Origin of the sequence: Shewanella sp. BJSY2023SW005 (assembly GCF_047314585.1) — a bacterium.
Taxonomy (GTDB): domain Bacteria; phylum Pseudomonadota; class Gammaproteobacteria; order Enterobacterales; family Shewanellaceae; genus Shewanella; species Shewanella algae.
In genome coordinates this window covers 48,144-73,280 of sequence record NZ_JBKORJ010000002.1, presented here as the reverse complement: position 1 = coordinate 73,280, position 25,137 = coordinate 48,144, and the positions used below count along the sequence as shown (strand labels likewise).

The window sequence follows — 25,137 nt, the reverse complement described above, 5'->3', positions numbered from 1 at the left end:
CAAAGGACTAGGGCCATTTGCTGCGAACCACGCCTTGCATCCAGGCCTGTAAGCCGACGCAGAGCACACATGGGACTTGTTCGCACCTTCCTTAGTCAGCGTCTCTCTTTCCCTGCCGTGAAAATCGTCTGTTCCTGCGGACTTTACATTTTGTGGCTCAGAGGATTGTGTTAACTGCTGGTGGGCAGCATAAGCTTTGAGATAGAAGGTTTCCCAGTCCTGGGTCATCTCTTGCCACATGGCTTTGTCGGCTCTAGAAGCACCAGGGAGTCCCTTGCGACCTGTAGAGGTGATGCTGGGGTCACAGCTGGCAATATTAGCCATCTTCATCGATAGCGATGAGGCCGACCTTTGCATGAGTTCGGCTATCTGGATTATTTCTGGGTTACGCTGGCTTATTCTGCCAAAGGGCGTGTGGCTATAAAGATAAAAAGCCACCAGTAGTTCATCCCGTTCCCACCTACGTTGATTTGCCATAAGCCCTCCTAGAGATGCTGCCAGTATGGACAGTATCCCTTTAAAATCAATTAGAAAATTGATTTTTCCCGGTTATCGAACTTGTCTACTGCCTATCTCAGCTTGTTACAGCCGGGAGGCAAGGCACTTTCCTTCGCTGTGCTTAAGATCAAATGCTTATCTAAAACTCTTGCCATTCGGGTAAAGGCAATTTCTTTTCCAGTCTAATTCAGGCAGAATCTCGCACTTGAATTTGAAGGGCTTTTGTCTTTAGCCCAATAGGATAGGACGTCTTTGTCTGCCCCTCATTCGTTGGCGGCGGGCAAGAGAACAAGGACTGGAAATGGAACTCCCATTACAGGTAGTGCAGGACCTGGCCCCGGATCAGTCATCTCTGGGGGCTGCCAAAAAGCTGCTCAATACATCCAAGTGGCCCATGTTGGGCGTAGCCTCTGAACTCAATAGTATTTGGGGGCAGTGCCAGGGATCGGGTGCCAATCCCTACCTCACCATGGCAGATGTGGTCGACCATGGCTACAAGTGTACCTGCCCATCTAGAAAATTCCCGTGTAAACATGTGCTTGCATTGATGTGGATCTTCAGTGAAAGCCAAGACAGCTTCAATGAGTCAACCCCGCCCGATTGGGTTGGGGAATGGTTGTCCCGTCGTCGTCGCAGTTCTGCCACCGCAACTGAGGATAACAAGCCCTCGGTGGCGAAGAATATCGCCACCGCCGGTGATGAAGAGCCAATGCTCAGCCCGGAGCAACTCGCCAAGAATGCCGCGCAAAAGCAAAAGCGGGCTTTGGCGGCGCAGCAAGCCAGCGAGCAAAGCATACGCGAAGGGTTGGCTGAGCTTGAGCTGTGGATCCGCGATCAACAGCGAACCGGTCTTTCCGGACTGCTTAAGGATTTACGCCCCAGGGTTCGACGCATTGCCGCAAGGTTGGTGGATGCAAAAGCGAGTGCCTTGGCATCCCGAGTCGATGAATTACCGTCCTTGTTGGCTGGACTGCCGTTTGAGCGGCAACTGGCCCGGTTGATAGAAGAACTGGGGATCTGGGTCTTGCTTTCCCGGGCCTGGCGAATCAATCCGCAGGATCCCGATGTTCGGCGGGCGCTGGTTGGGGCGGAAAATCGAGAACAGCTGCTGGCCAATGTCGCAACCGGGGTCAGTGGCCGCTGGTTATGCCTTGGTGAGCGTATCGAAACCCGACGGGACGGTTTGGTTAGCCATGCGACCTGGCTTTGGCCACTGGATGGCCAGTGTAGCTCAGGCGCCATGTTGCTCGACTATTATCCAGCCACGGCAGGCAAACGTGAGGCCAGCCTCAGGGCCGGTACCTTGATTGAAGGGGAACTGGTCTTTTATCCCTCCAGGGCGCCGCAGCGCGCCATATTGACCCGGTACCAGATTCTGGCACCAGAAGCCGTATCCTGGCCCGCAGCCTCGGCTATGACACCAGAGCAAGCCTTGTTTACGCTGCGGCGCACCTTGCCATGGGAAACTTCAGTGCCCTTGGTGTTGGGCCCATGCAGTTTGCAGCAGGCAGAGGACGGCGGTTATTGGCTCAGTGTCGAGGAGCAGCTAATTCCGGTGAAGGGCAGAGACTTGCCACCCTTGGCACAGGGAGACTTGCAAGGGGCCTTTGTTTGCTGGCGTGGTGATGGAGCCGAACTTCTGTCTGTTTGTACCAGTGCCTGGGGGATGATCTCATGCTAAATGCTGAAACCCTACAACAGGATCTGGCGCAGATTGACGAACTCAAGCAGCGTTGGTTGATAGGTGATGGCGGCGCGCCGATTTTGCTTCCTGAGCATTGGACCGTGCCCGCCGATGCCGACGATGACGAGCGCACCCTGATGGCGCTGGCTTATTGCAGCCAGTATCCCCTGCTGCAACAACCCCATCCCCCCGGGGCGCTTAAAACCCTGCCCGGCTTGCCGCAACTGAGTCTGTCCCTATTACCCGGCCAATGTCGCCCGGCATTCAGGCAGTTACTGGCGCTGACCACCACATCCGGCAGTCAATATCAGGCGCTGTTGGCGCTGCTGGTGAGTCGTGGTTTTTCCCCTCATCCCGAAGACTGGCTGCCCGGTCGACAGGATGCAGAGCTGCCGCCTGAGTTTGAACCTTGGGTTTGCTGGGTTACCGATGCCAGGGATGAACCGCTTACCGAAGAGAGCTGGCCCGATAAAAGCCCGGCACAGAGGCTGGCTGCGCTTAAGCTGCTGCGGCGCCGGTCGCCGGATGCCGCTCGTGATTTGCTGGCAAGCATGGCCGCCTCGGAAGCCGCCGATAAACGCCTGAATCTCTATCAGGTATTGGCAGATGGACTGAGCTCGGCAGACTTGCCCTTATTGGTATCTCTGGAAAAAGACAGATCCCAGAAAGTGAAGGAGCTGGCCAATCAATTGCAGATGCGCTTAGGTCAGGGCAACCAGCAAGCGGAAGATGAGACACTCACAGAGCTGGTAACTTGGCTGTCACTGAAACCTCGGGGGCTGCTACGGCGCGAAACTGTGCTGCTTGCTCCTGTGCTGAAAAACAGTGTCCAGAATCGTGACCGCTGCGCCGCACTGAAGAGCATTTCCTTGCCTTTGCTGGCAACTGGGCTGGGCATGAGTCTGGAGCAGCTTTTGTGCCAGTGGTCCTTTGCCGACAACGCCGGTAAGGGGCTCAATAGCCCCAATCAGGCTTTGCTGCTGAATGTTGCTGCCAGCTTACCCGAGGAACAGGTGTTGTTGGTGGCCAATCGGCTGCTCGATTGGGCCGTTGAGGAAAATGAAAATCCCATGGCTGAACTGGGTTTATTGGTATCCAGGTTAAACGAGCAAGCCAAGGTCAACCTGGCTCAGACGCTACTGTCCAAGGCTCCCGGCGATCTGCTCCCCAATGCTCCGTACGCACTATTTAGCAGTGAATGGCACTGGCTGAGTGTCGCTGAGTTCAGCCGTTGCAAAGCCACGGCTGAACTGCTTAAACAACTTAAAACCCTGGTGCAAGCCAAGGATGCGGACGAGATGGAAAGGCAACTCGCTTGGGTGATGCAGCAATTGGGTTTGTGCCTGAACCTCGAGTGTGCTCAGTGGCTGCTGGCCGAGACAAAGACGCTGGGGATATCGCCCATGCACCCAATACTCGACTATTTGAAATTTAACGTAAGTTTGCAACGAGAAGGATGAAAAGATGAGTGACGTATTAAGGCAACCGGCGGAAGTCATTTATCAAGCCGAGCTGGATGCTCTGAAAGAAGAAGATCATGGCCAAAAACCCGAGAATTGGCAACTGACGCCTAAAAGTGTGGTCAAGTATCTACTCGGTGGCACTACGGATTCCGGGGTGTCTATCAGCCCCAAATACATAGGCAATCGTCGCCTTATCGAAACAGCAGTTGCGACTTTGGCCACTGACAGGGCGCTGTTGCTCCTTGGGGTACCGGGTACTGCCAAGTCCTGGGTGTCCGAGCATCTGGCTGCGGCTATTTCGGGCAACAGTACCCAGGTGATCCAATGCACCGCAGGCACAGATGAAAACCAAATTCGTTACGGTTGGAACTATGCACAGCTGCTTGCCAAAGGCCCCAGTAAGGACGCCTTGGTGCCGACACCACTGTTCCGGGCCATGGAGTCTGGTACCTTGTGCCGTCTGGAGGAATTGACCCGCATGGGGTCGGACGTCCAGGATACCCTGATAACCGTATTGTCTGAAAAAATGTTGCCGGTGCCCGAGCTGAACGATGCTGTGTTTGCCAAGCGAGGTTTCAATATCATAGCTACCGCCAATAACCGCGATAAAGGTGTGAATGAGCTGTCTTCGGCACTCAAGCGGCGCTTCAACGTAGTAGTGTTGCCGCTACCCGATGATATGGAGCAAGAAGTAGAGATCATTCGTCGCCGGGTGGTCGAGATGGGTCAAAGCCTGTCACTGCCGGTGCCCGCCAGTGCCAGCAGTGAAATTGAGAAAGTGGTAACTATCTTCCGCGAACTGAGAAGCGGCGCTACCTTGGATGGCAAGATGGCGCTCAAGGTGCCTTCGGGGAATCTGTCCACTGCCGAGGCTATTGCCGTGATGGTTGGCGGCTTGAGTCAGGCAGCCTGGTTCGGCGATGGTCAACTGGGGGCTGCTGACGTGGGAGCCAACCTGGTGGGCGCCATAGTGAAAGACCCTGTGCAGGACAAGTTGGTACTCGAGGAGTATCTCGAGACTGTGCTGAAAAAACGCAGTGATTACAGCTCCTATTACCACAGCATCAATGAACTGCTGTGAGCCGTGACCGCCAGAGAACACTTGCCCATGAAGAATATCCATTATTTTGGCATTCGCCACCATGGTCCGGGCTCGGCCCGGCGGCTGGTGGCGGCGCTGGAGCGGTTGAACCCGGCGTTGGTTCTGATAGAAGGACCGGCTGATTGCAGTGAACTGGTGCCATTTTTGGCCAGTGACGAGATGAAACCGCCGGTGGCTCTCTTGTCCTTTGTCACCGATGAAACAGGCCACAGCCTCTATTATCCCTTTGCCGAATACTCGCCCGAGTATCAGGCGTGCCTCTGGGCATTGAACACCAATACCGAGGTACGTTTTATTGATTTGCCTGTATCCGTGCAGTTGGCATCCAGGCTGCAGGATATTGAGCCTGAGCCGGAAGGTGACGACGATACAGCGACAGAGGCTGACGATACAGATTTAGCCTCTCTTCCTGAAGATTCCCCCGCGCCTTACGAGGGGCGGCTCCGTCAGGATCCTGTCTCAGCACTGGCCTTGCTTGCCGGTTATGAGGACGGTGAAAGTTGGTGGAATCATATAATAGAACAGGGCAGTGATGACGATCCTGAGCTATTTGATGCGTTGGCCCAGGCCATGGCCGAGCTCAGGAGTGCCATGCCCAACGACAGCTTGAGAGAAGCCCAGCGAGAAGCCTTTATGCGGCTGCAAATTGCCGAGGCGGCCAAACAAAACGCGGGACCAATCGCTGTGGTTTGCGGTGCCTGGCATCTGCCGGGGCTGAAGACCAAGGTTAGCCAGAAAGAAGATAAGGCACAATTGAAAAGCCTCCCGGCAAAACTGGCGCCCAAGCGGGTGAGTTCAACCTGGATCCCCTGGACCAGCCCAAGGCTCGCCAGTGAGTCTGGCTATGGGGCCGGGGTGGCCGCGCCCATGTGGTATAGCCACCTGTGGCAACACGGTTATGACGAGGTATCTTTGACTCGTTGGCTAACCCAGGTTGCCGACATGTTGAGAGCGGCCGGGCTAATGGTTTCAACCGCCGCTGTAATTGAGACCCTGCGCCTGTGTCATAGTCTGGCGGCCATTCGCGCTCGTCCCAGTCCTGGATTCGAAGAGGCGCGGGATGCATCTATAGCCACTATGTGCGGCGGAGAAGCCAGGTGGTGGCAACAGATTTCGCAGCAACTCCTGCTCGGATCCCGGGTCGGTGAAATACCCGCAGATGTGCCTTTGGCCCCCCTCTTGGATGACTTGCAGCGTTGGCAAAAGAAAACCCGTCTCAAGAGCGAGGCTTTGCCGCGGGAGCTTTCTCTCGACTTGCGCAGTGAGTCGGGCCAGCTGAAATCCTGGTTTTTGCATCGCCTGAGGCTGCTCGATGTGCCTTGGGGCGAGCAGGGCAGTGCCGGCGCCAGCCGAGGAACTTTCCGTGAGCGTTGGGTGATAGCCTGGCAACCTGAGTTTGCGGTGCAACTGGTTGAAAATCAAATCTATGGCAGTTCACTGGTACAGGCGGCAGCCGAACGTACTATCCAGCGCATGCGGGAGCAAAGACAACTGGGTGAGCTGGCAAACCTGGTGTTGGAGGCCTTGGAGGCTGAATTGCCCCGAGCGGTAGAGCTGGGCTTCGAACTGTTGGCCGAGCGTGCAGCACATACAGCCGAGGGCTTGGATCTGCTGGATTGTTTGCCTCCTCTGGTGGATATCAGCCGCTACGGTACCTCGAGAAACCTATCGCTGGCGCATGTCAATGAGTTGATTGAACGCTTGGCGGTGCAGGCATCTTTATCCTTGCCCATTGCTGTTCGCCAGTTAAATGAGGACGAAAGTAATCATTATCGGCTGGCCGTAGGCAGAGCACATGCCCAGCTGGAGTTGGCACAAGTGGCAGATTCTGTCATGGAGGGCTGGTGGCAGGCGCTAATCGAAGTGGTCAATACTGGCCTATGTGATGCGGGAGTCCGCGGGCTGTGCTGTCGCCTGCTGTATCAGGCCAAACGCCTGGATGAAGATTACCTGGCGCAATTGATGGCGAAAATGTTGTCACCGGCCAATCCGATTGCCGAAGCCAAGGGGTTCTTCGAGGGCTTCTTCAGCGGGGCTGCCGAACGCTTGCTTTACGACCCCAGGTTGCGACAGTCGGTGGACAATTGGCTGCTATCGCTTGAGGAAGAGGCGTTTGTCGAGAGTCTGCCGTTGCTGCGGCGGGTATTTGCCGAGTTGGATGCCATGGAGCGTCGCCGACTGCTGGATAGTCTCAATGCCAAAGCTGTGGCAAAAGGTACTGAGTATTCCGTGAATGATGCCTTGGTACCGCTCTGGTCTGTCCATCTGGAAGGGCTGGGCAAGTTGCTTGCAGGAGACAATCAATGGATGAATTGATGAGACAGCGTCGCTGGCAACTGGCCCTTGGCGCAGAATTGGAACAGGCGCCCCTCAATGGCAGCGACAAACGTTTGAATGAGGCGTTGTCGGCACTCTATGGTGACGGCAAACATTCAGAGACACGTCGCGGGGGTTTGGGCGGCTCAGCACCCAGGGTGGCGCGTTGGCTTGGAGATATTCGCGAATTTTTCCCGGCATCTGTGGTGCAGTTGGTGCAGCGGGATGCCTTCGAGCGCTTGGGCCTGAAACAGATGCTGATGGAGCCCGAGTTCCTGCAAGCTATGGAGGCCGATGTGCACTTGGTTGCGGATCTCGTCAGCCTCGGGGGCATGATGCCGGCGCAAACCATGGAAACGGCGCGGCAGGTCATTCGTAAGGTGGTAGATGAACTCCTGGCCAGGCTGGAACAAAAAACTGCCGAGGCCATTCGTGGTGCCGTGGATAAAAGCAAACGCAGTTTTCGTCCCCGTCATGCCGACATCGACTGGCACAGAACCATCAGTGCCAATTTACGCCACTATCAACCTGAACTTGGCACTGTGATGCCGGAAAAACTGGTGGGCTATACCCGCAAGCAGCGGCGACAGGTGGATCTGGACGAGGTGATCCTTTGCGTTGACCAGTCCGGATCCATGGCGACATCTGTGGTGTACAGTTCCATTTTTGCGGCTGTGATGGCCTCCATTCCAGCGGTGAAAACCCGGTTGGTGTGTTTTGATACTGCGGTAGTGGACCTTACTGATGAATTGGCCGATCCGGTGCAAGTGTTGTTTGGCGTGCAACTGGGTGGTGGCACAGATATTAACCAAGCGGTAGCTTACTGCGCCGACAAAATTGAGCGCCCCTCCAAGACTCACCTTGTCCTGATCACGGATCTCTATGAAGGGGGCAATGAAAAGGAGCTTAAGGCTCGGGTCGCTGAACTGCTGCGCCGTGAAGTGAATGTGATCACCCTGTTGGCGTTGAGCGACGATGGGCGTCCGGCTTATGACAACCAAATGGCCGCGGATTTTGCCGCAATCGGCAGCCCGGTGTTTGCCTGTACGCCGGACAAATTTCCCGAGTTGATGGCAACGGCGTTAAAAAGGGAGGATGTGCTGCAATGGGCGGCAGACGCCGGCATAGCCACGGTTAGAGCGACTGAGTAATACCATGAAGAAGCAGGCTGATGCCTGCTTTTTTAATCCAAAGGTTCAGGCCGAAGCTTTCCCTTATCTCACATCACAGCCAAGGGCACGCTGGGCGCTGCTCGTGAATCCGTCACCTGCGCCTCGGATAAGGCCACTGTCTTTCATGCTGCCATCACGGTAGCTTCGCGGTTAAAAAATCTATCATGGCGCTGACCTTGGCCGGCAGGTGCTTGCGTCTGGGGTAGACGCAGTAAATAGCGTGTTGGGGCAGCCGATACTCGGGCATCAGGACGACCAGGCGGCCCTTGGCGATATCGCCTCTTACAATAAAGTCCGGCATGTTGGCTATCCCCAGGCCTTGGAGAATCGCGCTGTGAATCGCATCGCTGTTATTGACCTCGAAGTTGCCTTTGGGCTCAATTCTGACTTCGCCGCCCGATTGCTGCTGGGGGCCTTGAAAGCGCCATTCGCTGCCACCGCGAAACAGCGAATAGAACAAACAGTTGTGTTGGCCGAGCTGCTCCGGCGTTTGCGGCGTGCCGTAGCGCTTTAGGTACTCGGGGGCGGCCACCAGGAAACTCTCGCATGGTGCGATGCGCTTGGCGACCAGGCTGGAATCTGCCAGTTCACCAATGCGCAGCGCCAGATCAAAACCTTCGGCAATCAGATCGGTATGGCTGTCGCTCAACTCAAGTTGCAGGCGAATATCAGGAAAACGCTGCAGAAATTCAGCCATCAGCGGCGCGACATAACGGCGGCCGTACACCATGGGCACAGACATCCTCAGCAACCCCTTGGGGCTGTGCTGCAGCTCGCCTATGGCATCTTCCGCCTCCCTGGCGAAGCGCACCGCATGGCGCACAGAGTCATAGTAGCACTCGCCTGCTTCCGTCAGGCTGAGCGAACGTGTGGTGCGGTACAGGAGTTGCACCCCGAGGCGCGTTTCGAGCTGGCTTATCCGCTTGCTGATCGCCGACTTACTGCTGCCGAGCTGCTTGGCAGCGGCCGAGAAGCTGCCGGACTCCACCACAGCGACAAACACCGGCAGGGCATTGAAGTGATCCATCTTGATAGTTGAGTTTTTGGAAACTGTATTGCGACATTATCGGTAATTATCCTAAATAGCAAAACAATGTAGAGTGGCGTCTGCTTGAAGGGCGGCGACAGACGCCCTGCCGAGCCCCAATAATGCCCGCCATTGGCTGGCCAAGATTGATTCGCACACGCCGGAGAAGAGAGATGCAAGGCAGCCGCAACCGAGAATCCAATATGCCGCTATCCTGGGGAGCCGCCCTGGTGGCATTCATTGCCGGTGGCTTACTGGCGCTGATGATCCAGCTTAACAGCCAGCTGGCCTCGGCCGGCTCACCCCTGCTGGCTTCCTGGATAGCCCATGGTACCGGGGCGTTGACCGCCCTGTTGTTATGGCTATTTATGGGAAGGCGAAAGACAGCCCCTTCGCCAGGGGTGCCTGAGCAGAATAAGCAGCCAAAGCGCACCTTGCCACTTTGGGCCTGGCTTGGCGGTCTGCCCGGCGCCATGACTGTGATTCTGGCGGCCATCTGCGTCAACTCTCCCCTGGGGCTGGGCGGAACCCTGGCACTCCTGCTGCTGGGGCAGTTACTGTTCGGCGCCATCAGTGATACTCGGGGCTGGTGGTTGTTGCCAAAGCGGCAACTGCATCCACTCGAGTGGCCGGCATTACTGCTGGTACTGGCCGGGGCGCTGTTGCTGATATTTTCCGCTCACGCTTAATTTTTACCTGGGGAGAAGATGATGTTGTCACTGTTTTTGTTGTTGGCGCTGGCCAACGGCGTCATGGTCAGCCTGAGCCGCAGTTTTAACGGTGCACTGGCGGCAAATAAAGGCTCGCTGCAGGCATCGTTGCTGAACCACCTATTGGGTTTTTTACTGCTGACCTTGGTATTGGCGGTTTATACCCTGTTTCAGGGCGGCGCAGTATGGCAACTGCAGGCTACGCCGGCTTACACTTGGCTCGGCGGCGTGATAGGCGCCTTGTTTGTTGCGACCAGCAGCTGGGCTCTGGCCAGGCTTGGCGCCATGGCCTGTGCCCTGTTGGTGATTTCCGGACAGATGCTGACCGGTGTCTGGCTCGACAGCCTTTCCCGTGAGTTGAGCTGGCAGGCCTGGCTTGGGGCGGCGCTGATCCTGGCTGGTGTGATACTGCAGCGCCTGGCGGCCAAGGCGCAAACCCGTCGAGTCGGCAGCGGGTTGGACGCCGCCGACGTCAAGGCGTAAAATTCGCAACTTGTGTCCTGTATAACGCTATGTTTTCGGGCTATGGCTTTTGGTTTAAAGAAGAATGGGGAAACAGGAGAGAAGAATGCCGTACTCTAATAGTCAGGCTTACCAGTGGGTATTGTTTGATGCCGATGAAACCCTGTTTCAGTTCGATGCGCCGCGGGGGCTCAAGCTGATGTTTTCCCGTCAGGGGGTGGATTTCAGCGATGCCGATTATGCCGAGTATCAGCAAACCAATGCGCCGCTGTGGGTGGCCTACCAGGACGGCAAGATCAGCGCCAGCGAGTTGCAGCTGACCCGTTTCAGCCATTGGGCCAAACGTCTCGGGCGCACACCTTTTGAACTCAACAGCGCCTTTATGACGGCAATGGCCGATATCTGTGAGCCGCTTCCCGGTGCTGCCGAGCTGCTTGATAACCTCAAGGGCCGTGCCCGCTTGGGGATTATCACCAATGGTTTTACCGAGCTGCAGCAGGTGCGGTTGCAAAAGACCGGCTTTGCCGAACACTTTGATCTGTTGGTTATTTCAGAAGAGGTCGGCTTGGCCAAGCCGGATCCGGGTATCTTCGAGCATGCGCTGGCCAAGATGCAGCAACCCGAGCGTAAGCGGGTATTGATGGTGGGTGACAACCCCCATTCGGATATTCTCGGCGGCCTTCAAGCCGGTCTGGATACCTGTTGGCTCAACGTTAAGGGAGAGGCGGCACCCGAAGGGATTAAGCCCCATATCGAGGTGCGTTCACTGAGTGAACTGCAAAGGCAACTCTGTAGCTGATCCGCATCTTACTTAAAGCATTTTTAAACCCAAGGCCCGCCATTATGCGGGCCTTGGGCATTTCTGCACTGCCGAGAAAAACCGCCGTCCACCAGTTAATACCTTTAGGGGATGCTGATACACCTTTAGAGCGGCTGTTAAAAACATGACCCAAGTCAATTGATAATTGTTCTCATTCGTATAATATTACGCAACTTTGTTGATTTGGGGAGATATCTGAGTGAAACCGACTTATCTGGCAGTTGTATTGGCGGCCCTGTTGAGCCCGCAGTTGATGGCGGCAGAAGCAGAAGAAGCGCAGGAGCCGGCTGCAGAAAACATGGAGCGCTTGAGTGTGGTAGGGGTTAGGCAGCGGCTGGAGCAAGCCGGCACCCTGGCCAACACCATAATGAAGACAGAGGTGATAGACGCCAGCATCATAGAAAACAAGAATGCTGTTAACCTGTCGGAAGCTATAGATAACTCTCCCGGGGTAAAAGTCTCCAACGAATGCTCCATGTGTGGTGTGAAACGCATCATGCTCAACGGCATGAAAGGGGAGCAAACCACGATTCTGGTGGATGGTTTGCCGGTGCATACCATGATTTCCGGTTATTACGCCGTCGATGCCATTCCTACCACAGGGATTGAACGCATCGAAGTGGCCCGCGGCGCCGGGGCTTCACTTATTGCCCCTGAGGCGATTGGCGGCACCATCAACATCATCAGCTATGAGCCGACCGAAAATGGTGCCGAGTTGGATATCGCCGCCGGTGAAAATGGCTATCGCAAAGTGGGCTTCCTTGGCAAGGGCGTCAGTGAAGATGGTCGCACCCGGGCGACGCTGGTGGCTCAGTATGACGACAGAGATCAGTTCGACGCCGATGACAACAAGGTCAACGAGGCGCCATTGCAGGAAAACCGCAGCGTAACCGCCAGAATTTCCCAGGATATCGGCGACTTTGACAACCTGGTGCTGCGAATTGCCAATATCCAGTCGGAGATCTTCGGTGGCCCCATGCTGGGCAGCAACTTTGCCGATGGCACAGCTTCCAGCATAGGCAGTGTACTCTCAGGCTTTGATGATAAGCCCAGTGAGCCGCAGCAGCTGTTTGAAGACGGTGATATCCGCAAGCGCTACAAGGGCAAGGCCTGGGAAACTACCGAATGGATCAAGACAGAGCGCAACGAGGCATCGCTTGCCTGGCTGAAGGAGTTCAGTGACGACTGGAACATGCACCTGGCGGTAAGCTATGCCGAGCACAAGCAGGATTCCTTCTACGAGGGGTTCGATTATACCGCCGATGACAAGATGTGGTTCTTCGACGCCAGATTCAACTACCTGCTCAACGACAGCCATTTGTTGACCTTCGGCGCCGATCTGCGTACCGAAGAGATGCGCTCCCACTCCCGCGCCGGCAGCGCCAACCCTGACTATGTCTCCGACTCTTTTGACTATGACGTCAAGGGCTTGTACCTGCAGGATACCTGGCAGGTGACAGATGCCCTCGAAGTCGCCATGGCGCTGCGTTACGACAGCATCACTGCCGACTTTACCGACCCCAGCAAGCCGGGCACAGAGTTGGACGAGTCGATACTCTCGCCCAGAGTGGATATCCGCCTGCGTCACAATGAGCTGTGGACCTCGCGTCTGTCTGCCGGCCGTGGCTATCGGGCGCCGTTGTCATTCTTCGAGACTGATCACGGCATTCTGGATGGCTCATTGGGGTTTGATATCGACATCGACGAGCTGGAACGTTCCAACTCGGTGAACTATGCCCTGAGCTACGAGGGTGACAGACTCACCTCCACCGCCTCTGTGGCCTGGACCGAAGTCGAGCATCTGGCGGCGCTGACCACCAACGACCATGGGATCCCGCTGCTGACCCAGCTGGATGAGAAGGCCAGCGTGGTGACCACAGATATCGCCCTGGGCTATCGCCTGACCGATGACCTGACGGTAAACCTCACAGGTGAGCACTTCGACTATGACTCGGTATTCAAGTCTTCCTATGCCGTGGCACCGGTCGAGGAACGGGTGACCCTGAGCGTGGATTGGGACATCAACGACTGGGAATTTTTCGCCAACCTGGTGTGGATTGGCGGCCGCGATCTGTCGCAGTACGGTTATGAAGGTTATAACCGCCTGGATGCCAACGGTAAGGTGGATCCCGACTCGAAGAAGCGTACCGATGCGCCGTCCTACTTTACCCTGGACTTGCGTGCCAGCTATCAGTTCAACGACAACCTGTCCTTCTATACCGGGGTCAGCAACCTGTTTGACTATACCCAGGCCGGTGACGAGGAAAGCCCCTTGTTCTATGACGCCGAAGGCGCCTTCGATGTGGGTTACATCTATGGCCCGCTGCGTGGCAGAGAGATCTATGCCGGCATGAAACTGGTGTTCTGATTATGAAGCGCCTGGCTCTGGGATTATTGCTGCTGTGTGCCATGCCGTTGCAGGCCTCACAGCTGACCCGCGACTATCTGTTCCAGCCCCTTCGCGGGCAGGAGCAACAGACGCTGGCACATCTCGAGGGCCAGAGTGCTGTGCTGATGTTTTTCGAGCCCGAATGCCCCTGGTGTGTCAAGCAGGCGGCGGTGCTGAAAAAGTTACATCAGCTGTGCCCTGGTCATCTGCAGCCGGTGGCGCTCGGCGTCAACGGCAATCAACTGGCCCTGAAACGGGCGCTGTTCCGCCTCAACTTTCCGTTTGAGGCCTATAGAGCGCCAATGGAGTTGGTAAGGGACATGGGCGGCATTCCGGCAACACCTATCCTGTTATTGCTGGACAGCAAGGGCAGGCTGATTAAGGGCTATCGTGGTTTGACCGGGGAAGCCGAACTGCAGGCGCAGCTCTGTCCGGCGGCTTGAGTGAGCCAAATTCAAACCTGACCCCATCGAGATAAAAATGCCCGGCATCGAGCCGGGCATTTTTTTGTCAATCATAAACCTCTCCCATGGAGGTGGTGATTTCTGGCGGCTGTTTGGGTGCCCAATTTCAGGGGGGCCAAAATCAGGCGCTTGGGTTGTTAATCCTTGACCGCCAGCAACTCTCTTACTTGGGCGCCGACATCGCGCTGGAACTCATCGGCCTGATCGAACACTCCCAACATCTTGATAAAGCCGTGAATCGTGCCCGGGTAGCGCTGATAGTGCACGGCTACGCCGGAAGTTGCCAACTTGTCGGCGTACAGGCGGCTGTCGTCGCATAGGGGATCGCATTCGGCGCAGTAGAGCAAGGTAGTGGGCAGCTTGCTGTGGTCGGTTGCCAGCAAAGGGGAGCAATAGGGGTGAATGGCATCGGCCGGGCTGCGCAGATAGTGGTTCCAGTAGTACTTCATGCTGTCCTTGTGCAGCAAAAAACCTGTGGCGTATTTCTCGGCCGAGGCCGTGTGCCAGCCGTACTGCACCGGCGGGTAAACCAGCACCTGGCAGGCGAGATCCGCCGAGTCTTCATCGCGGCACCTCAATGCCACCGCCGCGGCGAGATTGGCACCGGCGCTGTCGCCGAAGAGACCGATTCGCTTGGGATCCAGTCCCAGTCTCTCGGCGTGTTTGAATACCCACAGGGTCGCCGCGTAACAGTCATCCATGGGGATGGGGAACTTGTGCTCCGGCGCCTTTTGATAATTGACGGCAATCACCACCACGCCGCAATTCTTGGCCAGTGCCCGGCTGAAGGGGTCGTTGATCTCTATGTTCGACACCATCCAGCCGCTGCCGTGAAAGTAGATCAGCGCCGGTTGGGGTTGCTCGCTGTGTTTGGGGCGGTAAATCCTAACCGGCAGGTCGGCGGTAGGGCCGGGAATAAATCTGTGTTCAACGGCGGCCATCTCTTCCGGTGGCCTGGTCGGGGGAATATCGCTGTGTTCCTGATGGCGACCGGCGTCGGGCGCCAGATCTTCATAGGGCGTAAAGCCTGCGGCATAGGTTTGCTGCAGGAAGGTTTCAACCTGGGGATTGAGTGGCATACGGGTACTCCATTCAGCAAGTGGATCAGGCCTTGTAGGTCACCTCTGTGACTCCTTTGAGCCTGGGACGGTTGGCTTCGGCTTGTGTCAGCGGTCTCACTTCCCGAAGGGCGTTGTGGCAGCGCGGCACCAGCGCCTGATATTCCAGGGTATTGAGGCGTTTCCAGTGCAGATCTTGCTCTGTGACATCGCGGATATATCGGGCGGGAGAGCCTGCCAGTAACTGCCGCGGTTGCCCCTGAAAGCCGGCTTTGATAAAGCTCATGGCGCCGACTATGCTGTCTGGCCCTATCTCGGCGCCATCCATGATCACGCTGTTCATGCCTATCAGGGCATTGCGGCCTATGATGCAGCCGTGCAGCACGGCGCCATGGCCGATATGGCCATCTTCGGCGACTATGGTGTCTTGATCGCAATAGCCGTGCATGATGCAGCCATCCTGCAGATTGCTGCCGGCCTTGAGGATCAGCCGACCATAATCACCGCGAAGGGAAGCGTGAGGGCCAACGTAGACATTGGCGCCGACTATCACATCGCCTATCAGTACGGCACTGGGGTGAACAAAGGCGCTGGGGTCGACAACAGGGATCAGACCTTCAAATGCATAACAGCTCATGGCATTTTCCTGTTTGGCTTGAGGGTGGGACATCCTTGTCCCGGTTGGCGTGCTTTCCTTAAATCATTTGCCTTTCCAGACAGGATCGCGTTTTTCGGCAAAGGCTTGTGGCCCTTCCAGCGCGTCTTCTGAGTGCAATACGGATGGATAGTGTTTCAGTTGGCCGCTGCGGATAAAGCGATAGGCTTCTTCCACCGGCATTTCGCTGGTGGTGCGATACACCTCTTTCAGGGCGGCGATGGCCAGAGGGGCACTCTGGGTGATCTCCTGTGCCAACTCTCGGGCGGTTTCCATCAGTTGGCTGTTGTCCACTACCCGGTTGACTATGCCCCAGCGCAGCGCTTCCTGGGCATCCATGCGGCGGCCTGTCATCATCATTTCGTTGACGATCGCAGGCGGGATCAGCTTGGGCAGGCGCAGCATGCCGCCGCTGTCCGGTACTATGCCCAGTTTGGCTTCCGGCAGGGCGAAGCTGGCGTTGTCGCTGCAGACTATCATGTCGGCGGCCAGGGCCAGCTCGAAACCACCACCGAAGGCATAACCATTGACGGCGGCGATAACTGGCTTGTCCAGATCGAACAGCTCGGTTAGACCGGCAAAACCGCCTGGACCAAAGTCGGCATCCGGGGCTTCACCCTCGGCGGCGGCTTTCAGGTCCCAGCCGGCAGAGAAGAAGCGCTCACCGGCCCCTGTGATAATTGCTACCCGCAGTTCCGGATCGTCACGGAAAGCGATAAAGGCTTCACCCATGGCAAAACTGGTCTTGGCATCTATGGCGTTGGCCTTGGGGCGATCCAGGGTGATTTCCAGAATATGGCCATTGCGGCGTATGTGTAACGATTCGTTCATGCTAATACTCCATCTGGATAAAAATTAAAATATCACTGAGTATGTGCGAAATACAGTTAACGCTTATCGCCAGCCTAAGGCCATAACTATTTATGGCTTAAGCAGATATTACCCAGCTACGACAATTTTGGTAATAATGACATTACCAATTACTCTCTTGGTTTTTACGGTTTACTTTTTAAGCCTTCGATATTTCGAAGGCTTAAATTTAAAACTTGATGGTTCGATTAACTATTTATCAGCAAAGACTCTTCTTTTTTATTTTCCCTGAACAAGTTCTCGGTAAGCTTTTTCTGATCTCAAGGAAAGAAGGTACCTTGAATTTAGCCATATGTTCTTCACAATATTCGAAGAACTCTTCCTCGGTAATTGTCTGGTTTTCATGCAAGACAATAAAGGCCTTGATGGCTTGATCTCGAATAGAGTCTTTCACCCCAATAATGGCGACATCGGCAATTTTGGGGTGCTCTGAAATAATGTTTTCCAGTTCGACACAGGAGATATTTTCGCCGCAGCGTTTGATCATGTTGCAGCTGCGATCGATAAAATAGAAGAAACCTTCCTCATCGACGTAGCCTGAGTCACCCGTGTGCAGCCAACCGTCGGCCGAGAGTGTCTTGGCGGTCTCTTCCGGCAATTTGTAGTATTCACGAAACAGTGTCTTACCCGGTTCGCCCTTGATACAGATCTCCCCGGTCTCGCCGGTAGGTAGGGGGCGCCCCTGTTGATCGCGGATTTCCACTTGATAGCCCATGCCGACCCGGCCGATGGAGGGCCAGCGCCGCTTGTCACCTGGGCGGTCGCCTATGACGCCGACTATGGTCTCTGTCATGCCGTATGAGGTAAACAGACGCACGTTAAAGCGCTCGACGAAGGCGTCTTTTTCCTGATCTGACAGATTGAGGTAGAACAACACTTCACGCAGGCAATGCTGTTTCTCCCAAGGCATTGTAGGCTGCATCATCAGGGTGCGGATCATCAGCGGGATACACTCAGTGACAGTGGCACGATACTTACAAATCTGACCCCAGAAGGCGCGGGCGCTGAATTTTTCCAGCATCACAAAGGTGGCTCCCGCCGAAAAGGCCGCCATGGCTGCGGTGCACTGGCAGTCGATATGATAGGCGGGCATGGGAGTCAGGTAGATATCATCGTCCCTGAGGGCACATTGCCAGGCGGTGTAGTAACCGGCGAATCTGAGGTTGTAGTGGGTAATTACCACCCCCTTGGGACGGGAAGTGGTACCCGAGGTAAACAGGATTTCGGCGACATCGCCGCTGCTCAATGGCACTCTGTGTTGCAGTTCATCGGGTTGTGCCAGCCTTAGGCGGTGGAAATTGAGAATACTGGCCGGTGCAGTGGCCGACTCGTCGGCAATCAGCAGGATCTGCTGTAGTGGAGAGCCGGGATCTTGCTGCAAACAGCTATAGAGTGATTGATACTCACTGCTGGTAACCACCAGAGAGATAGCGCACTTGTCCAGAATATAGGCGGTTTCTTCCTGCAGCAGATGGGTGTTTATCGGCACCATGATGGCGCCTATCTTGGCCAGACCGAACCAACAGAAGATGAATTCGGCACAGTTGTTGATATGCAGCGCCACCTTGTCGCCCTTGGCGACGCCCAGCGAATGAAACAGGTTGGCGGTGCGGTTGATCTCTTTATTGAGCCCGGCATAACTGTATTCCTGGGCCAGCCCTTGAAGGTTTTCGACGATAAGTGCCGTTTTCTCTCCATAGTTGAGGGCCAGATCATCCCAGGTCTGACGTAAATCTTGTCCAGCTATTATATCCATTTGACACCTTGCTCAATAAAACGGGTTATGCAGCGAAGGCCTGTAAATACCGGCCTTCGCACGACTTCAGGAGTTATTTTTCTCCCTTGATTTTGGCCAGCCCTTTATTCACCAACTCCTGGATAGCAGCTTCGTCATAACCGATATCTTTGAGAATGGCATCGGTATCCATGCCGTGGCTTGGCATGCCGCGCCAGATCTGGCCTGGGTTGTTTTTGAATTTGGGCATCACATTGGGACCCTTGCAGGTACGGCCGTCCATGGTTTGCCACTGGGTGATAGACTCTCGGGCGATGTACTGAGGATTGGACTCGAGATCTTCGGCGCTGAGTACCTTGGCACAGGCAATTTTCAGCTCGGCGAAGCGCTCGCGCACCTGTTCTATGGTGCGTTGGCCTATGTAACGCTCCAGTGCATCTTCAATTTCCTGTCCATGTGGGCATTCGATGCGGTGGATAAGCTGGGTGCCTTCCGGTACCGTTTCCGTGTGCAGCAGGTGGCCAAGGCCTATGTCTTTGAACAGCTCTTCAATCTGGGTGACACCGACCATTTCCATCACTATGTAGCCGTCTTCACACTTGTACAGACCACAACCGGCGTAGTAAGGGTCACGGCCCTTGTACTGGCGTGGTGCCATCTTGCCGCCGTTGAAGTAGTCCATCATGAAGTACTGGCCCATGCGTAACATAACTTCATACATGGCCACGTCGATACTTTCGCCAACACCCGTTTGCTGCGCCTTGTAAAGGGCTGCCAACGCAGATGTGGTTACTGTCATACCTGAAAAATAATCAGCTGTATAAGGGAAGGCCGCCATGGGTTGGTCGACATCACCGTTTTGCATCAGATAGCCACTGAAGGCCTGGGCTATGGTGTTATACGCGGCCAGGTGAGTGTATTCCTCTGTGCCGTACTGACCAAAGCCTGATAAGTGAGCGATAACTAACTTTTTGTTGCGTTCCCACAAGACTTCATCCGTGATGCCACGACGGGCGAAGGCCGGGCCCTTGCTGGCTTCGATAAAGATGTCAGTGGTTTCCATCAGCTTGAGGAAGGCTTCGCGCCCTTCATCCTTGAAGATATTCAGCGACAAGGCATGCAGGTTACGGCGTGACAGCTCAGGATAGTTGGGTTGCACCCGGATAGTGTCTGTGTAAGCCACGTTTTCAATCCAGATAACTTCGGCGCCCCATTCGGCAAACAGCTGCCCGGCAAATGGGCCGGCAATCTCTATGCCGGAGAACACGACTCTGACACCCGAGAGAGGGCCAAATGTTGGCATAGCTAAATGATGTGACATGATCTGTTCCTTCTATCGATTCTTGGCATTGATGGCGCAGATTGTGCTGCGCCATACCGACCGGCCGGTTTCACCGGGAGCAGGGAGATTAGGCGAACCCGGCCGGTACTCATGGGCAACTACCTGTTGCGATACTCTTTCAGCACAGCACGACCCAGAGTCAGGATCTGCATCTCGTCTGAACCGCCGGAAACTCGGTCTACCCGCAGATCGCGCCAGAAGCGGCTGATGCGGTGCTCACCGGCAATGGCGTAACCCCCGAAGACCTGCATGGCATGGTCAACTACCCGGAAGGCGGCATTGGCGCAGTAGTATTTACACATGGCTGCGTCACCTGAAGTCATGATGCCGTTGTCGGCTTTCCAGGCGGTGTGATAGATCATGTTGCGCATGTTGTTCAGCTCGATGGCCATATGGGCAAACTTCTCCTGGATCAGCTGGGTACGGCCGATGGCCTCGCCGAACTGTACCCTTTGGTTGGCGTACTTGGCGGCATCTTCGAAGGCGCAGTAAGCCGTGCCATAGTTGGTGCAGGCCACCAGGAAACGTTCGTCATCGAATTCTTCTTTCACCCGCAGGAAACCGTTGCCTTCGGTGCCGAAGAAGTCTTTCTCTTCCAGCTCAACATCGATGAATTGCACTTCGCAGCAGCTGTCCATCTTCAGGCCGAGTTTGGGAAGCTTGCTGACCTTGATGCCAGGTTTGGTCATGTCGACAAAGAACTCGGAGAACACAGGTTTCTCGGAAGCTGAGTCTTTGGCCATCACCACCAGGAAGGGGCAACCGGCGGCACTGGTGATAAAGCACTTGGTACCATTGAGATAAATCTTGCCGTCGCGGCGGGTATAGGTGGTTTGCAGGCTGCCAACATCGGAACCGGCTGAGGGCTCGGTGATGGCAGAGTTCCACATCTGTTTACCAGTACCCAGGAAAGCCATGATCTTGTCGATCTGCTCTTGGGTGCCGTGTTTCAGCACTGTGGTAAAGCCGGCCAGTTGGAACAGGACATAGGTGGGGGCACCGAGGCGGCCCAGCTCTTCCCAGATAACCGCCAGGGTCATCAGTCCGGCTTCGAAGCCACCAAACTCTTCCGGCAATAACAGACTATCTATGCCCATTTCTGCCAGTTCTTTTACAAATTTTTCTGGATATTGACTATTTTCGTCACACTCGGAGAAATATTGTTCCCAGTTTTCTCTCTCCATTAAGTCACGAACACCTTTAACAAATAATTCCTGCTCATCAGTTAAACGATAATCCATGAAAAGTCCCCTATATAAATACATTTGTTCAAAGTAAGGTGTGAGGTGAATCTATAATCCGATCAACTCTTCCAGTTATTTTTTCGTGAATCTTTCAAGAATGAGATAATGATCATTATGTTCACGAAAACGAGAGGCGCACCGCCGGCAATAATGGCTGTTTGCAGTGGTTTTAATCCGCCCAAAGCCAACAAAACAATACCGATAACACCGACCAATACAGACCAACCTACACGAACCCAAACCGGTGGTTCATTATCCGCATCAACCCCTTTACAGGTAGACATGGCCAAGGTGTAAGAACAGGCGTTAATTAATGTCACTGTTGCCAGGAAACACAGAATAAAGAACATCCACATGGTAATGGTGCTCATAGGTAAAGCGGCCCAGGTTTCAATAATGGCCCTGGCGGCACCATACTGTTCAATCAGGGCAGGCATATTGACGATATTTTCGTTCATCAAATTAAGTGTGTTACTGCCGAGTATGGTCCACAGCAACCAGGTAGAAGCTGTCAGACCACCTACCATGGCCAGACACAGTTGACGCACGGTTCTACCGCGGGAGATCTTGGCCAGGAAGATACACATCTGGATGCCGTAAACTACCCACCAGGCCCAGTAGAACACTGTCCAGTCCTGAGGGAAGCTGCTGTCACTGACAGAGGCTGTGTAGAACAGCATGCGGCCCATGTTCATCAGCAATACCCCGATGGAATCGGTGAAGTAGTTCACTGTGAACGTGGTGGCACCAATGATGAGTACCCAGGCGAGGATGATGATGCTCAGGTAGCTACGCAGGTCACTGGCAATCTTGATCCCTTTTTGCAGACCAAAGGCCACACAAATGGCGTTGAAGATGATCCAGGCTGAAATAATGGTGGCATCCACTTCTATGGTGCGCGGAATACCGAACAGATACTGAATACATTCGGTAACCAGAGGTGTCGCCAGACCCAGACTGGTACCCATGGCCAGGATCAGCGCGACGACATAGATGTTGTCTATTATGGTGCCTATGATGCCTTCACACTTCTTGCCCATGATGGGATAGAGGGTGCCGCTTGGGCGTACCACGTCCATCTTCTTCACGAACAGGAAGTAACCCAGAGCCACGGAAAAGAAGGCGTAACCGGCCCATGGCAGCGGTCCCCAGTGGAACAGACTGTAAGCCAGTCCAAGTTCTTTGGCCTGTACCGACAAAGGTTCCAGTTCAAATGGGGGATAGCTGACATAGTAGTAGATCTCCAACGAGCCCCAGAACAGCACTGCGGCTGAGGTACAGGAGGCAAACATCAGGAAGATCCAGCTTCCGGTACTGAATTCAGGTTCTTCATTACCGAGGCGGTTGTTGGCATAAGGACCAAACAGTAACCAGAGCCAGCCGGCCAACATGACTATCATGTACCATTCAAATGCCCAACCCCAGCTGTGGGTTAAGTAATGGAAGACTGCACTGATTACTTCATTGGCGGCATCAAGGTCTCTCACAGTAAAGTAGGAGAGAAGGATCACTACCAATAGTGAAGGGAAAAATATCTTCGCTTCAATACCGGCCTTTTTGATCTTTTTATTTTCACTCATCAAAATTCTCCATACCCAAAAGTCTTTAACTGATTTTCAGGAAAGGTGAGCCCGTGAGGTTTAATTAAAAACCCCAGATTAATAAAAAATGATTTGGGTTTGAGCTACTGGCTAAATAGCTCAGTTATTAAAACCAATACTGCAAGTGAATGTTGAATCGACCATTCCACTCCTTATCGATGTCTTTCAGGCCCAGACTATTGTCACCCAGCCACACAACGTTTTTGGCATGATAATAATCGACGTACACAAAGAATTGTTTGTATGAAAGAGAAACCCCAGTGCTATTCAGTACTGAGTCGTCAAAGTTGGATTCATCTGCTGTCAAAATACTGAAGTCGTTGTAGAAGGTGAATTGGCCACCCCATTGGGTATCGACCACTTTTGACAGGTTGAATGTCATGATGTCGCCTTTGGCTGCCACTTCATAGAAGCCATTAACTGCGCCAACACCAATTTTTGAAGTATCTATTTGGCCATCATCATATTGATCAAAGTCATACTTCAAATATTGAAGTTGTACACCCCAACCACGATATTTTGCATCCAGGTGTACGGCATAGTTGAGATTGTCTCCTGATTCATCGGCCACCGGATTATAAAGTTGGCCGTATTCAACGGAGGCTCCCAAGAGCACTTGCCAGTTGTCATTTTCCCATCTGTAGCTTTCGCGCAAGCTGACTGTGTTGTATTCCTTGTTGTTATAGGTTGTGCCGTCTATGGTGCCCGAACCTATGGTACCAGCGAAGTTACGATAGTCGCTGCCCTTGTAGAGAGAGCTCTGGATGAAGGAAAAGTCTGTTTCGAAGTTATTGAATTTATGGTTGATATTGAATCCAACACCATAGTCATCTTCGAAGCCAAGGTAGTAGTTGAGACTGTACCACCAGTTATGGGAAGCAAAGTTCTTGTTACCGAATGCCTTGCTGACCACACCGAGCTGCAGGGTCAGATCTTCATTGGCATTCCAATAGGCATAACCGTTTTTAAGATAGTCGTAACCATCGGCAAAGCGATATTCGGCGACAAAACCATAGTTTTCAAAATCCTGGGAGAGTTTTATTCCCAAGGTGTTGAAATCGAAATCACCACCCGTAGCTTTTGAAGCGTCATTAAAATCTTTAATGCTGTAGTTCGCTCTTATTGAACCACTGATGTCCACCGCCAAACTTGGCGCGCTAAGCGTTAATCCTAATAACATCAAGCTTAGATTTTTTAGCTTAAACTTATTCATTAACCACCCTCCGTTTTTAATTTGAACCGATTATGGTTTCGGTCATGAATAAAAAAACATTCCCGCATCACACTTTTGGTCAATGGATTGTTACCTTGCTCGAAAATGTGTGATGTAAATCAATAAAAACGGTAAAAATGAACCATTGAAGGTCGTTATATAATCAGGTTTTGTTTAATTTGGTTGAAAAATTGGATATTGCTCACAAAAAGTGGCTCAACAAACGAATTTGTTTGGTCTTAATCGAAAATAGCTTGTATTAATAAAATGACGCTGATGGATTGTGAGAGGTTTATTTAATTAATCTGATAATCAATTAAGCAACTCTAAATTTGGTTAAGGTGAACTAATCTATTATCCATGTTGATATCTAAATGGGTGTGGACTTTTATTCCCTTTCGTTACCCAGGAGGGTGCGACTTTGTGTGATGCAAGCCTGAAATTTTATTAATTATGGGTTTCCGATCACCAATGTTGAGGAATGTAAACCAGTAGAGACGAATGTTTATAGTGATACTTAGACTGGAGATAAGATGAAGATCATTGCATGTTATAAGCTTGTCCCGGAAGAGCAGGATATCAAAGTCATTCCCAACCTTCCTGTAGATACAAGTAATGTAAACAAAAAGATAGGCCAATTCGATCTGTGTGCCGTTGAAGCTGCGGTACAAATCAAGGCAACCCAGAGCGATTGCAGCATTACGGCGTTGAGTATAGGCGCAGATGCACTGGCCGCCCCCAAAGCCTGCAAAGATATCCTCTCAAGAGGCCCGGACGCGCTGACCCTGGTTTGCGATCCCAAGCTGGAGCAGGCGCTGCCCCATCAAACTGCCCGAGTCTTGGCTGCTGCTGCCAAGCAGGAAGGGTTTGAGCTGATCCTCTGCGGTGACGGTTCGGGTGACCTCTACGCCCAGCAGGTAGGTTTGCTGCTTGGTGAATTGCTGCAAGTACCTTGCATCAATGGTGTCAGCAAAATTCTGGAAGTCGCCAACGGTATGGTCAGGGTTGAGCGCGAGCTGGACGACGAAGTTGAAGAGCTGGAGTTGTCGCTCCCTGCCGTGTTGGCCGTTTCTGCCGATATCAACGAACCTCAAATCCCTTCAATGAAAGCCATTCTGGCGGCGGGCAAAAAGCCGGTCAACAAGCTGGCTTATGCCGAACTGGCGCTGGAAGAGATCCCGCAGCTGGTGGAGCTGGTGTCTATTACTGCGCCTGAACAGAAGGCCCGCAAGCAGATCATTATCGAGGGTGATGATGAAGGCCAGGTTGCCGAGTTTGTCGGCCATATTGGCAATGTGTTGAATTGAGGGGG

The 25,137-nt window shown here is 53.8% G+C and carries 20 protein-coding genes and 1 pseudogene; 11 read left to right on the top strand and 10 right to left on the bottom strand.

Annotation, left to right across the window (positions count from 1 at the left end; genetic code table 11):
- A pseudogene (locus ACMHXI_RS00315) lies at positions 1 to 477 on the bottom strand (hypothetical protein); the annotation flags it as partial.
- Positions 478 to 799: 322 nt separating this feature from the next.
- On the opposite strand from ACMHXI_RS00315, the gene ACMHXI_RS00310 reads away from it, so the two are divergent.
- Genes ACMHXI_RS00310 through ACMHXI_RS00290 form a run of 5 tightly spaced genes read left to right on the top strand, consistent with a single transcriptional unit; the run spans position 800 to position 8,214 of the window.
- Positions 800 to 2,179 (top strand): SWIM zinc finger family protein, encoded by a 1,380-nt coding sequence (locus tag ACMHXI_RS00310; protein ID WP_071238959.1) that lies wholly within the window; start codon positions 800 to 802, stop codon positions 2,177 to 2,179.
- The gene (locus tag ACMHXI_RS00305) at positions 2,173 to 3,642 is read left to right on the top strand and encodes a DUF5691 domain-containing protein (RefSeq protein ID WP_208185216.1); all 1,470 of its coding nucleotides are present in this window, start codon (positions 2,173 to 2,175) and stop codon (positions 3,640 to 3,642) included. Before ACMHXI_RS00310 ends, ACMHXI_RS00305 begins: the two co-directional genes overlap by 7 nt.
- Before the next feature lie 4 nt (positions 3,643 to 3,646).
- The gene (locus ACMHXI_RS00300; protein WP_044735391.1) at positions 3,647 to 4,726 is read left to right on the top strand and encodes an ATP-binding protein; all 1,080 of its coding nucleotides are present in this window, start codon (positions 3,647 to 3,649) and stop codon (positions 4,724 to 4,726) included.
- Between the two features lie 27 nt (positions 4,727 to 4,753).
- Positions 4,754 to 7,063 carry a DUF5682 family protein gene (locus tag ACMHXI_RS00295; protein ID WP_413733671.1) on the top strand — a complete coding sequence of 770 codons (2,310 nt, stop codon included), beginning with the start codon at positions 4,754 to 4,756 and terminating at the stop codon, positions 7,061 to 7,063.
- The gene (locus tag ACMHXI_RS00290; RefSeq protein ID WP_413733669.1) at positions 7,051 to 8,214 is read left to right on the top strand and encodes a VWA domain-containing protein; all 1,164 of its coding nucleotides are present in this window, start codon (positions 7,051 to 7,053) and stop codon (positions 8,212 to 8,214) included. Before ACMHXI_RS00295 ends, ACMHXI_RS00290 begins: the two co-directional genes overlap by 13 nt.
- Positions 8,215 to 8,368: 154 nt before the next feature.
- Here the strand turns inward: ACMHXI_RS00290 and ACMHXI_RS00285 are convergent, their stop codons facing one another.
- Positions 8,369 to 9,262 carry a LysR family transcriptional regulator gene (locus ACMHXI_RS00285; RefSeq protein ID WP_413733667.1) on the bottom strand — a complete coding sequence of 298 codons (894 nt, stop codon included), beginning with the start codon at positions 9,260 to 9,262 and terminating at the stop codon, positions 8,369 to 8,371.
- A 173-nt stretch (positions 9,263 to 9,435) separates the two neighbouring features.
- Between ACMHXI_RS00285 and ACMHXI_RS00280 the strand changes: the two genes are divergently transcribed.
- The 5 genes from ACMHXI_RS00280 to ACMHXI_RS00260 all read left to right on the top strand — a co-directional run bounded on the left by ACMHXI_RS00280 (position 9,436) and on the right by ACMHXI_RS00260 (position 14,086).
- Positions 9,436 to 9,951: a DMT family transporter gene (locus ACMHXI_RS00280; RefSeq protein ID WP_345867010.1), complete on the top strand. Its 516-nt coding sequence runs from the start codon at positions 9,436 to 9,438 to the stop codon at positions 9,949 to 9,951.
- A gap of 18 nt (positions 9,952 to 9,969) precedes the next feature.
- Positions 9,970 to 10,455 carry a DMT family transporter gene (locus ACMHXI_RS00275; protein ID WP_345867011.1) on the top strand — a complete coding sequence of 162 codons (486 nt, stop codon included), beginning with the start codon at positions 9,970 to 9,972 and terminating at the stop codon, positions 10,453 to 10,455.
- An 85-nt stretch (positions 10,456 to 10,540) separates the two neighbouring features.
- Positions 10,541 to 11,233, top strand: coding sequence for a pyrimidine 5'-nucleotidase (yjjG, locus tag ACMHXI_RS00270; protein ID WP_345867012.1), 693 nt, complete (start codon positions 10,541 to 10,543; stop codon positions 11,231 to 11,233).
- Positions 11,234 to 11,453: 220 nt separating this feature from the next.
- Positions 11,454 to 13,622: a TonB-dependent receptor plug domain-containing protein gene (locus ACMHXI_RS00265; protein ID WP_345867013.1), complete on the top strand. Its 2,169-nt coding sequence runs from the start codon at positions 11,454 to 11,456 to the stop codon at positions 13,620 to 13,622.
- Positions 13,623 to 13,624: 2 nt separating this feature from the next.
- Positions 13,625 to 14,086: a TlpA family protein disulfide reductase gene (locus tag ACMHXI_RS00260; protein WP_107352473.1), complete on the top strand. Its 462-nt coding sequence runs from the start codon at positions 13,625 to 13,627 to the stop codon at positions 14,084 to 14,086.
- 158 nt (positions 14,087 to 14,244) lie between these two features.
- Here the strand turns inward: ACMHXI_RS00260 and ACMHXI_RS00255 are convergent, their stop codons facing one another.
- The 8 genes from ACMHXI_RS00255 to ACMHXI_RS00220 form a co-directional block, all read right to left on the bottom strand.
- On the bottom strand, positions 14,245 to 15,186 hold the full coding sequence (locus tag ACMHXI_RS00255) for an alpha/beta hydrolase (protein ID WP_345877822.1): 942 nt from the start codon (positions 15,184 to 15,186) through the stop codon (positions 14,245 to 14,247).
- Positions 15,187 to 15,211: 25 nt separating this feature from the next.
- Positions 15,212 to 15,835 (bottom strand): carnitine operon protein CaiE, encoded by a 624-nt coding sequence (gene caiE / locus ACMHXI_RS00250; protein WP_345867015.1) that lies wholly within the window; start codon positions 15,833 to 15,835, stop codon positions 15,212 to 15,214.
- Positions 15,836 to 15,865: 30 nt separating this feature from the next.
- Positions 15,866 to 16,651: a crotonobetainyl-CoA hydratase gene (gene caiD, locus ACMHXI_RS00245; RefSeq protein ID WP_025010097.1), complete on the bottom strand. Its 786-nt coding sequence runs from the start codon at positions 16,649 to 16,651 to the stop codon at positions 15,866 to 15,868.
- A gap of 238 nt (positions 16,652 to 16,889) precedes the next feature.
- Positions 16,890 to 18,446, bottom strand: a complete 1,557-nt coding sequence (gene caiC, locus ACMHXI_RS00240; RefSeq protein ID WP_144191437.1) for a crotonobetaine/carnitine-CoA ligase — start codon at positions 18,444 to 18,446, stop codon at positions 16,890 to 16,892.
- Positions 18,447 to 18,519: 73 nt separating this feature from the next.
- Positions 18,520 to 19,746 (bottom strand): L-carnitine CoA-transferase, encoded by a 1,227-nt coding sequence (caiB, locus tag ACMHXI_RS00235; RefSeq protein ID WP_101095243.1) that lies wholly within the window; start codon positions 19,744 to 19,746, stop codon positions 18,520 to 18,522.
- A 119-nt stretch (positions 19,747 to 19,865) separates the two neighbouring features.
- A complete protein-coding gene (gene caiA / locus ACMHXI_RS00230) occupies positions 19,866 to 21,008 on the bottom strand; it encodes a crotonobetainyl-CoA dehydrogenase (RefSeq protein ID WP_144131469.1) in 1,143 nt (380 codons plus the stop codon).
- A 62-nt stretch (positions 21,009 to 21,070) separates the two neighbouring features.
- Positions 21,071 to 22,591 (bottom strand): L-carnitine/gamma-butyrobetaine antiporter, encoded by a 1,521-nt coding sequence (gene caiT / locus ACMHXI_RS00225; protein WP_025010093.1) that lies wholly within the window; start codon positions 22,589 to 22,591, stop codon positions 21,071 to 21,073.
- 127 nt (positions 22,592 to 22,718) lie between these two features.
- Positions 22,719 to 23,825, bottom strand: a complete 1,107-nt coding sequence (locus tag ACMHXI_RS00220; RefSeq protein WP_219031418.1) for a hypothetical protein — start codon at positions 23,823 to 23,825, stop codon at positions 22,719 to 22,721.
- A gap of 533 nt (positions 23,826 to 24,358) precedes the next feature.
- Here ACMHXI_RS00220 and fixA point away from each other — a divergent pair.
- Positions 24,359 to 25,132: a putative electron transfer flavoprotein FixA gene (gene fixA / locus ACMHXI_RS00215; protein WP_025010091.1), complete on the top strand. Its 774-nt coding sequence runs from the start codon at positions 24,359 to 24,361 to the stop codon at positions 25,130 to 25,132.
- The last annotated feature ends 5 nt before the right edge of the window (positions 25,133 to 25,137 follow it).

Excerpts from the sequence above, each read along its gene's own strand:
- ACMHXI_RS00310 (WP_071238959.1), top strand. The coding sequence starts at position 800 with ATGGAACTCCCATTACAGGTAGTGCAGGACCTGGCCCCGGATCAGTCA.
- ACMHXI_RS00305 (WP_208185216.1), top strand. The coding sequence starts at position 2,173 with ATGCTAAATGCTGAAACCCTACAACAGGATCTGGCGCAGATTGACGAA.
- ACMHXI_RS00300 (WP_044735391.1), top strand. The coding sequence starts at position 3,647 with ATGAGTGACGTATTAAGGCAACCGGCGGAAGTCATTTATCAAGCCGAG.
- ACMHXI_RS00295 (WP_413733671.1), top strand. The coding sequence starts at position 4,754 with ATGAAGAATATCCATTATTTTGGCATTCGCCACCATGGTCCGGGCTCG.
- ACMHXI_RS00290 (WP_413733669.1), top strand. The coding sequence starts at position 7,051 with ATGGATGAATTGATGAGACAGCGTCGCTGGCAACTGGCCCTTGGCGCA.
- ACMHXI_RS00285 (WP_413733667.1), bottom strand. The coding sequence starts at position 9,262 with ATGGATCACTTCAATGCCCTGCCGGTGTTTGTCGCTGTGGTGGAGTCC.
- ACMHXI_RS00280 (WP_345867010.1), top strand. The coding sequence starts at position 9,436 with ATGCAAGGCAGCCGCAACCGAGAATCCAATATGCCGCTATCCTGGGGA.
- ACMHXI_RS00275 (WP_345867011.1), top strand. The coding sequence starts at position 9,970 with ATGATGTTGTCACTGTTTTTGTTGTTGGCGCTGGCCAACGGCGTCATG.
- yjjG (WP_345867012.1), top strand. The coding sequence starts at position 10,541 with ATGCCGTACTCTAATAGTCAGGCTTACCAGTGGGTATTGTTTGATGCC.
- ACMHXI_RS00260 (WP_107352473.1), top strand. The coding sequence starts at position 13,625 with ATGAAGCGCCTGGCTCTGGGATTATTGCTGCTGTGTGCCATGCCGTTG.
- ACMHXI_RS00255 (WP_345877822.1), bottom strand. The coding sequence starts at position 15,186 with ATGCCACTCAATCCCCAGGTTGAAACCTTCCTGCAGCAAACCTATGCC.
- caiE (WP_345867015.1), bottom strand. The coding sequence starts at position 15,835 with ATGTCCCACCCTCAAGCCAAACAGGAAAATGCCATGAGCTGTTATGCA.
- caiD (WP_025010097.1), bottom strand. The coding sequence starts at position 16,651 with ATGAACGAATCGTTACACATACGCCGCAATGGCCATATTCTGGAAATC.
- caiC (WP_144191437.1), bottom strand. The coding sequence starts at position 18,446 with ATGGATATAATAGCTGGACAAGATTTACGTCAGACCTGGGATGATCTG.
- caiB (WP_101095243.1), bottom strand. The coding sequence starts at position 19,746 with ATGTCACATCATTTAGCTATGCCAACATTTGGCCCTCTCTCGGGTGTC.
- caiA (WP_144131469.1), bottom strand. The coding sequence starts at position 21,008 with ATGGATTATCGTTTAACTGATGAGCAGGAATTATTTGTTAAAGGTGTT.
- caiT (WP_025010093.1), bottom strand. The coding sequence starts at position 22,591 with ATGAGTGAAAATAAAAAGATCAAAAAGGCCGGTATTGAAGCGAAGATA.
- ACMHXI_RS00220 (WP_219031418.1), bottom strand. The coding sequence starts at position 23,825 with ATGAATAAGTTTAAGCTAAAAAATCTAAGCTTGATGTTATTAGGATTA.
- fixA (WP_025010091.1), top strand. The coding sequence starts at position 24,359 with ATGAAGATCATTGCATGTTATAAGCTTGTCCCGGAAGAGCAGGATATC.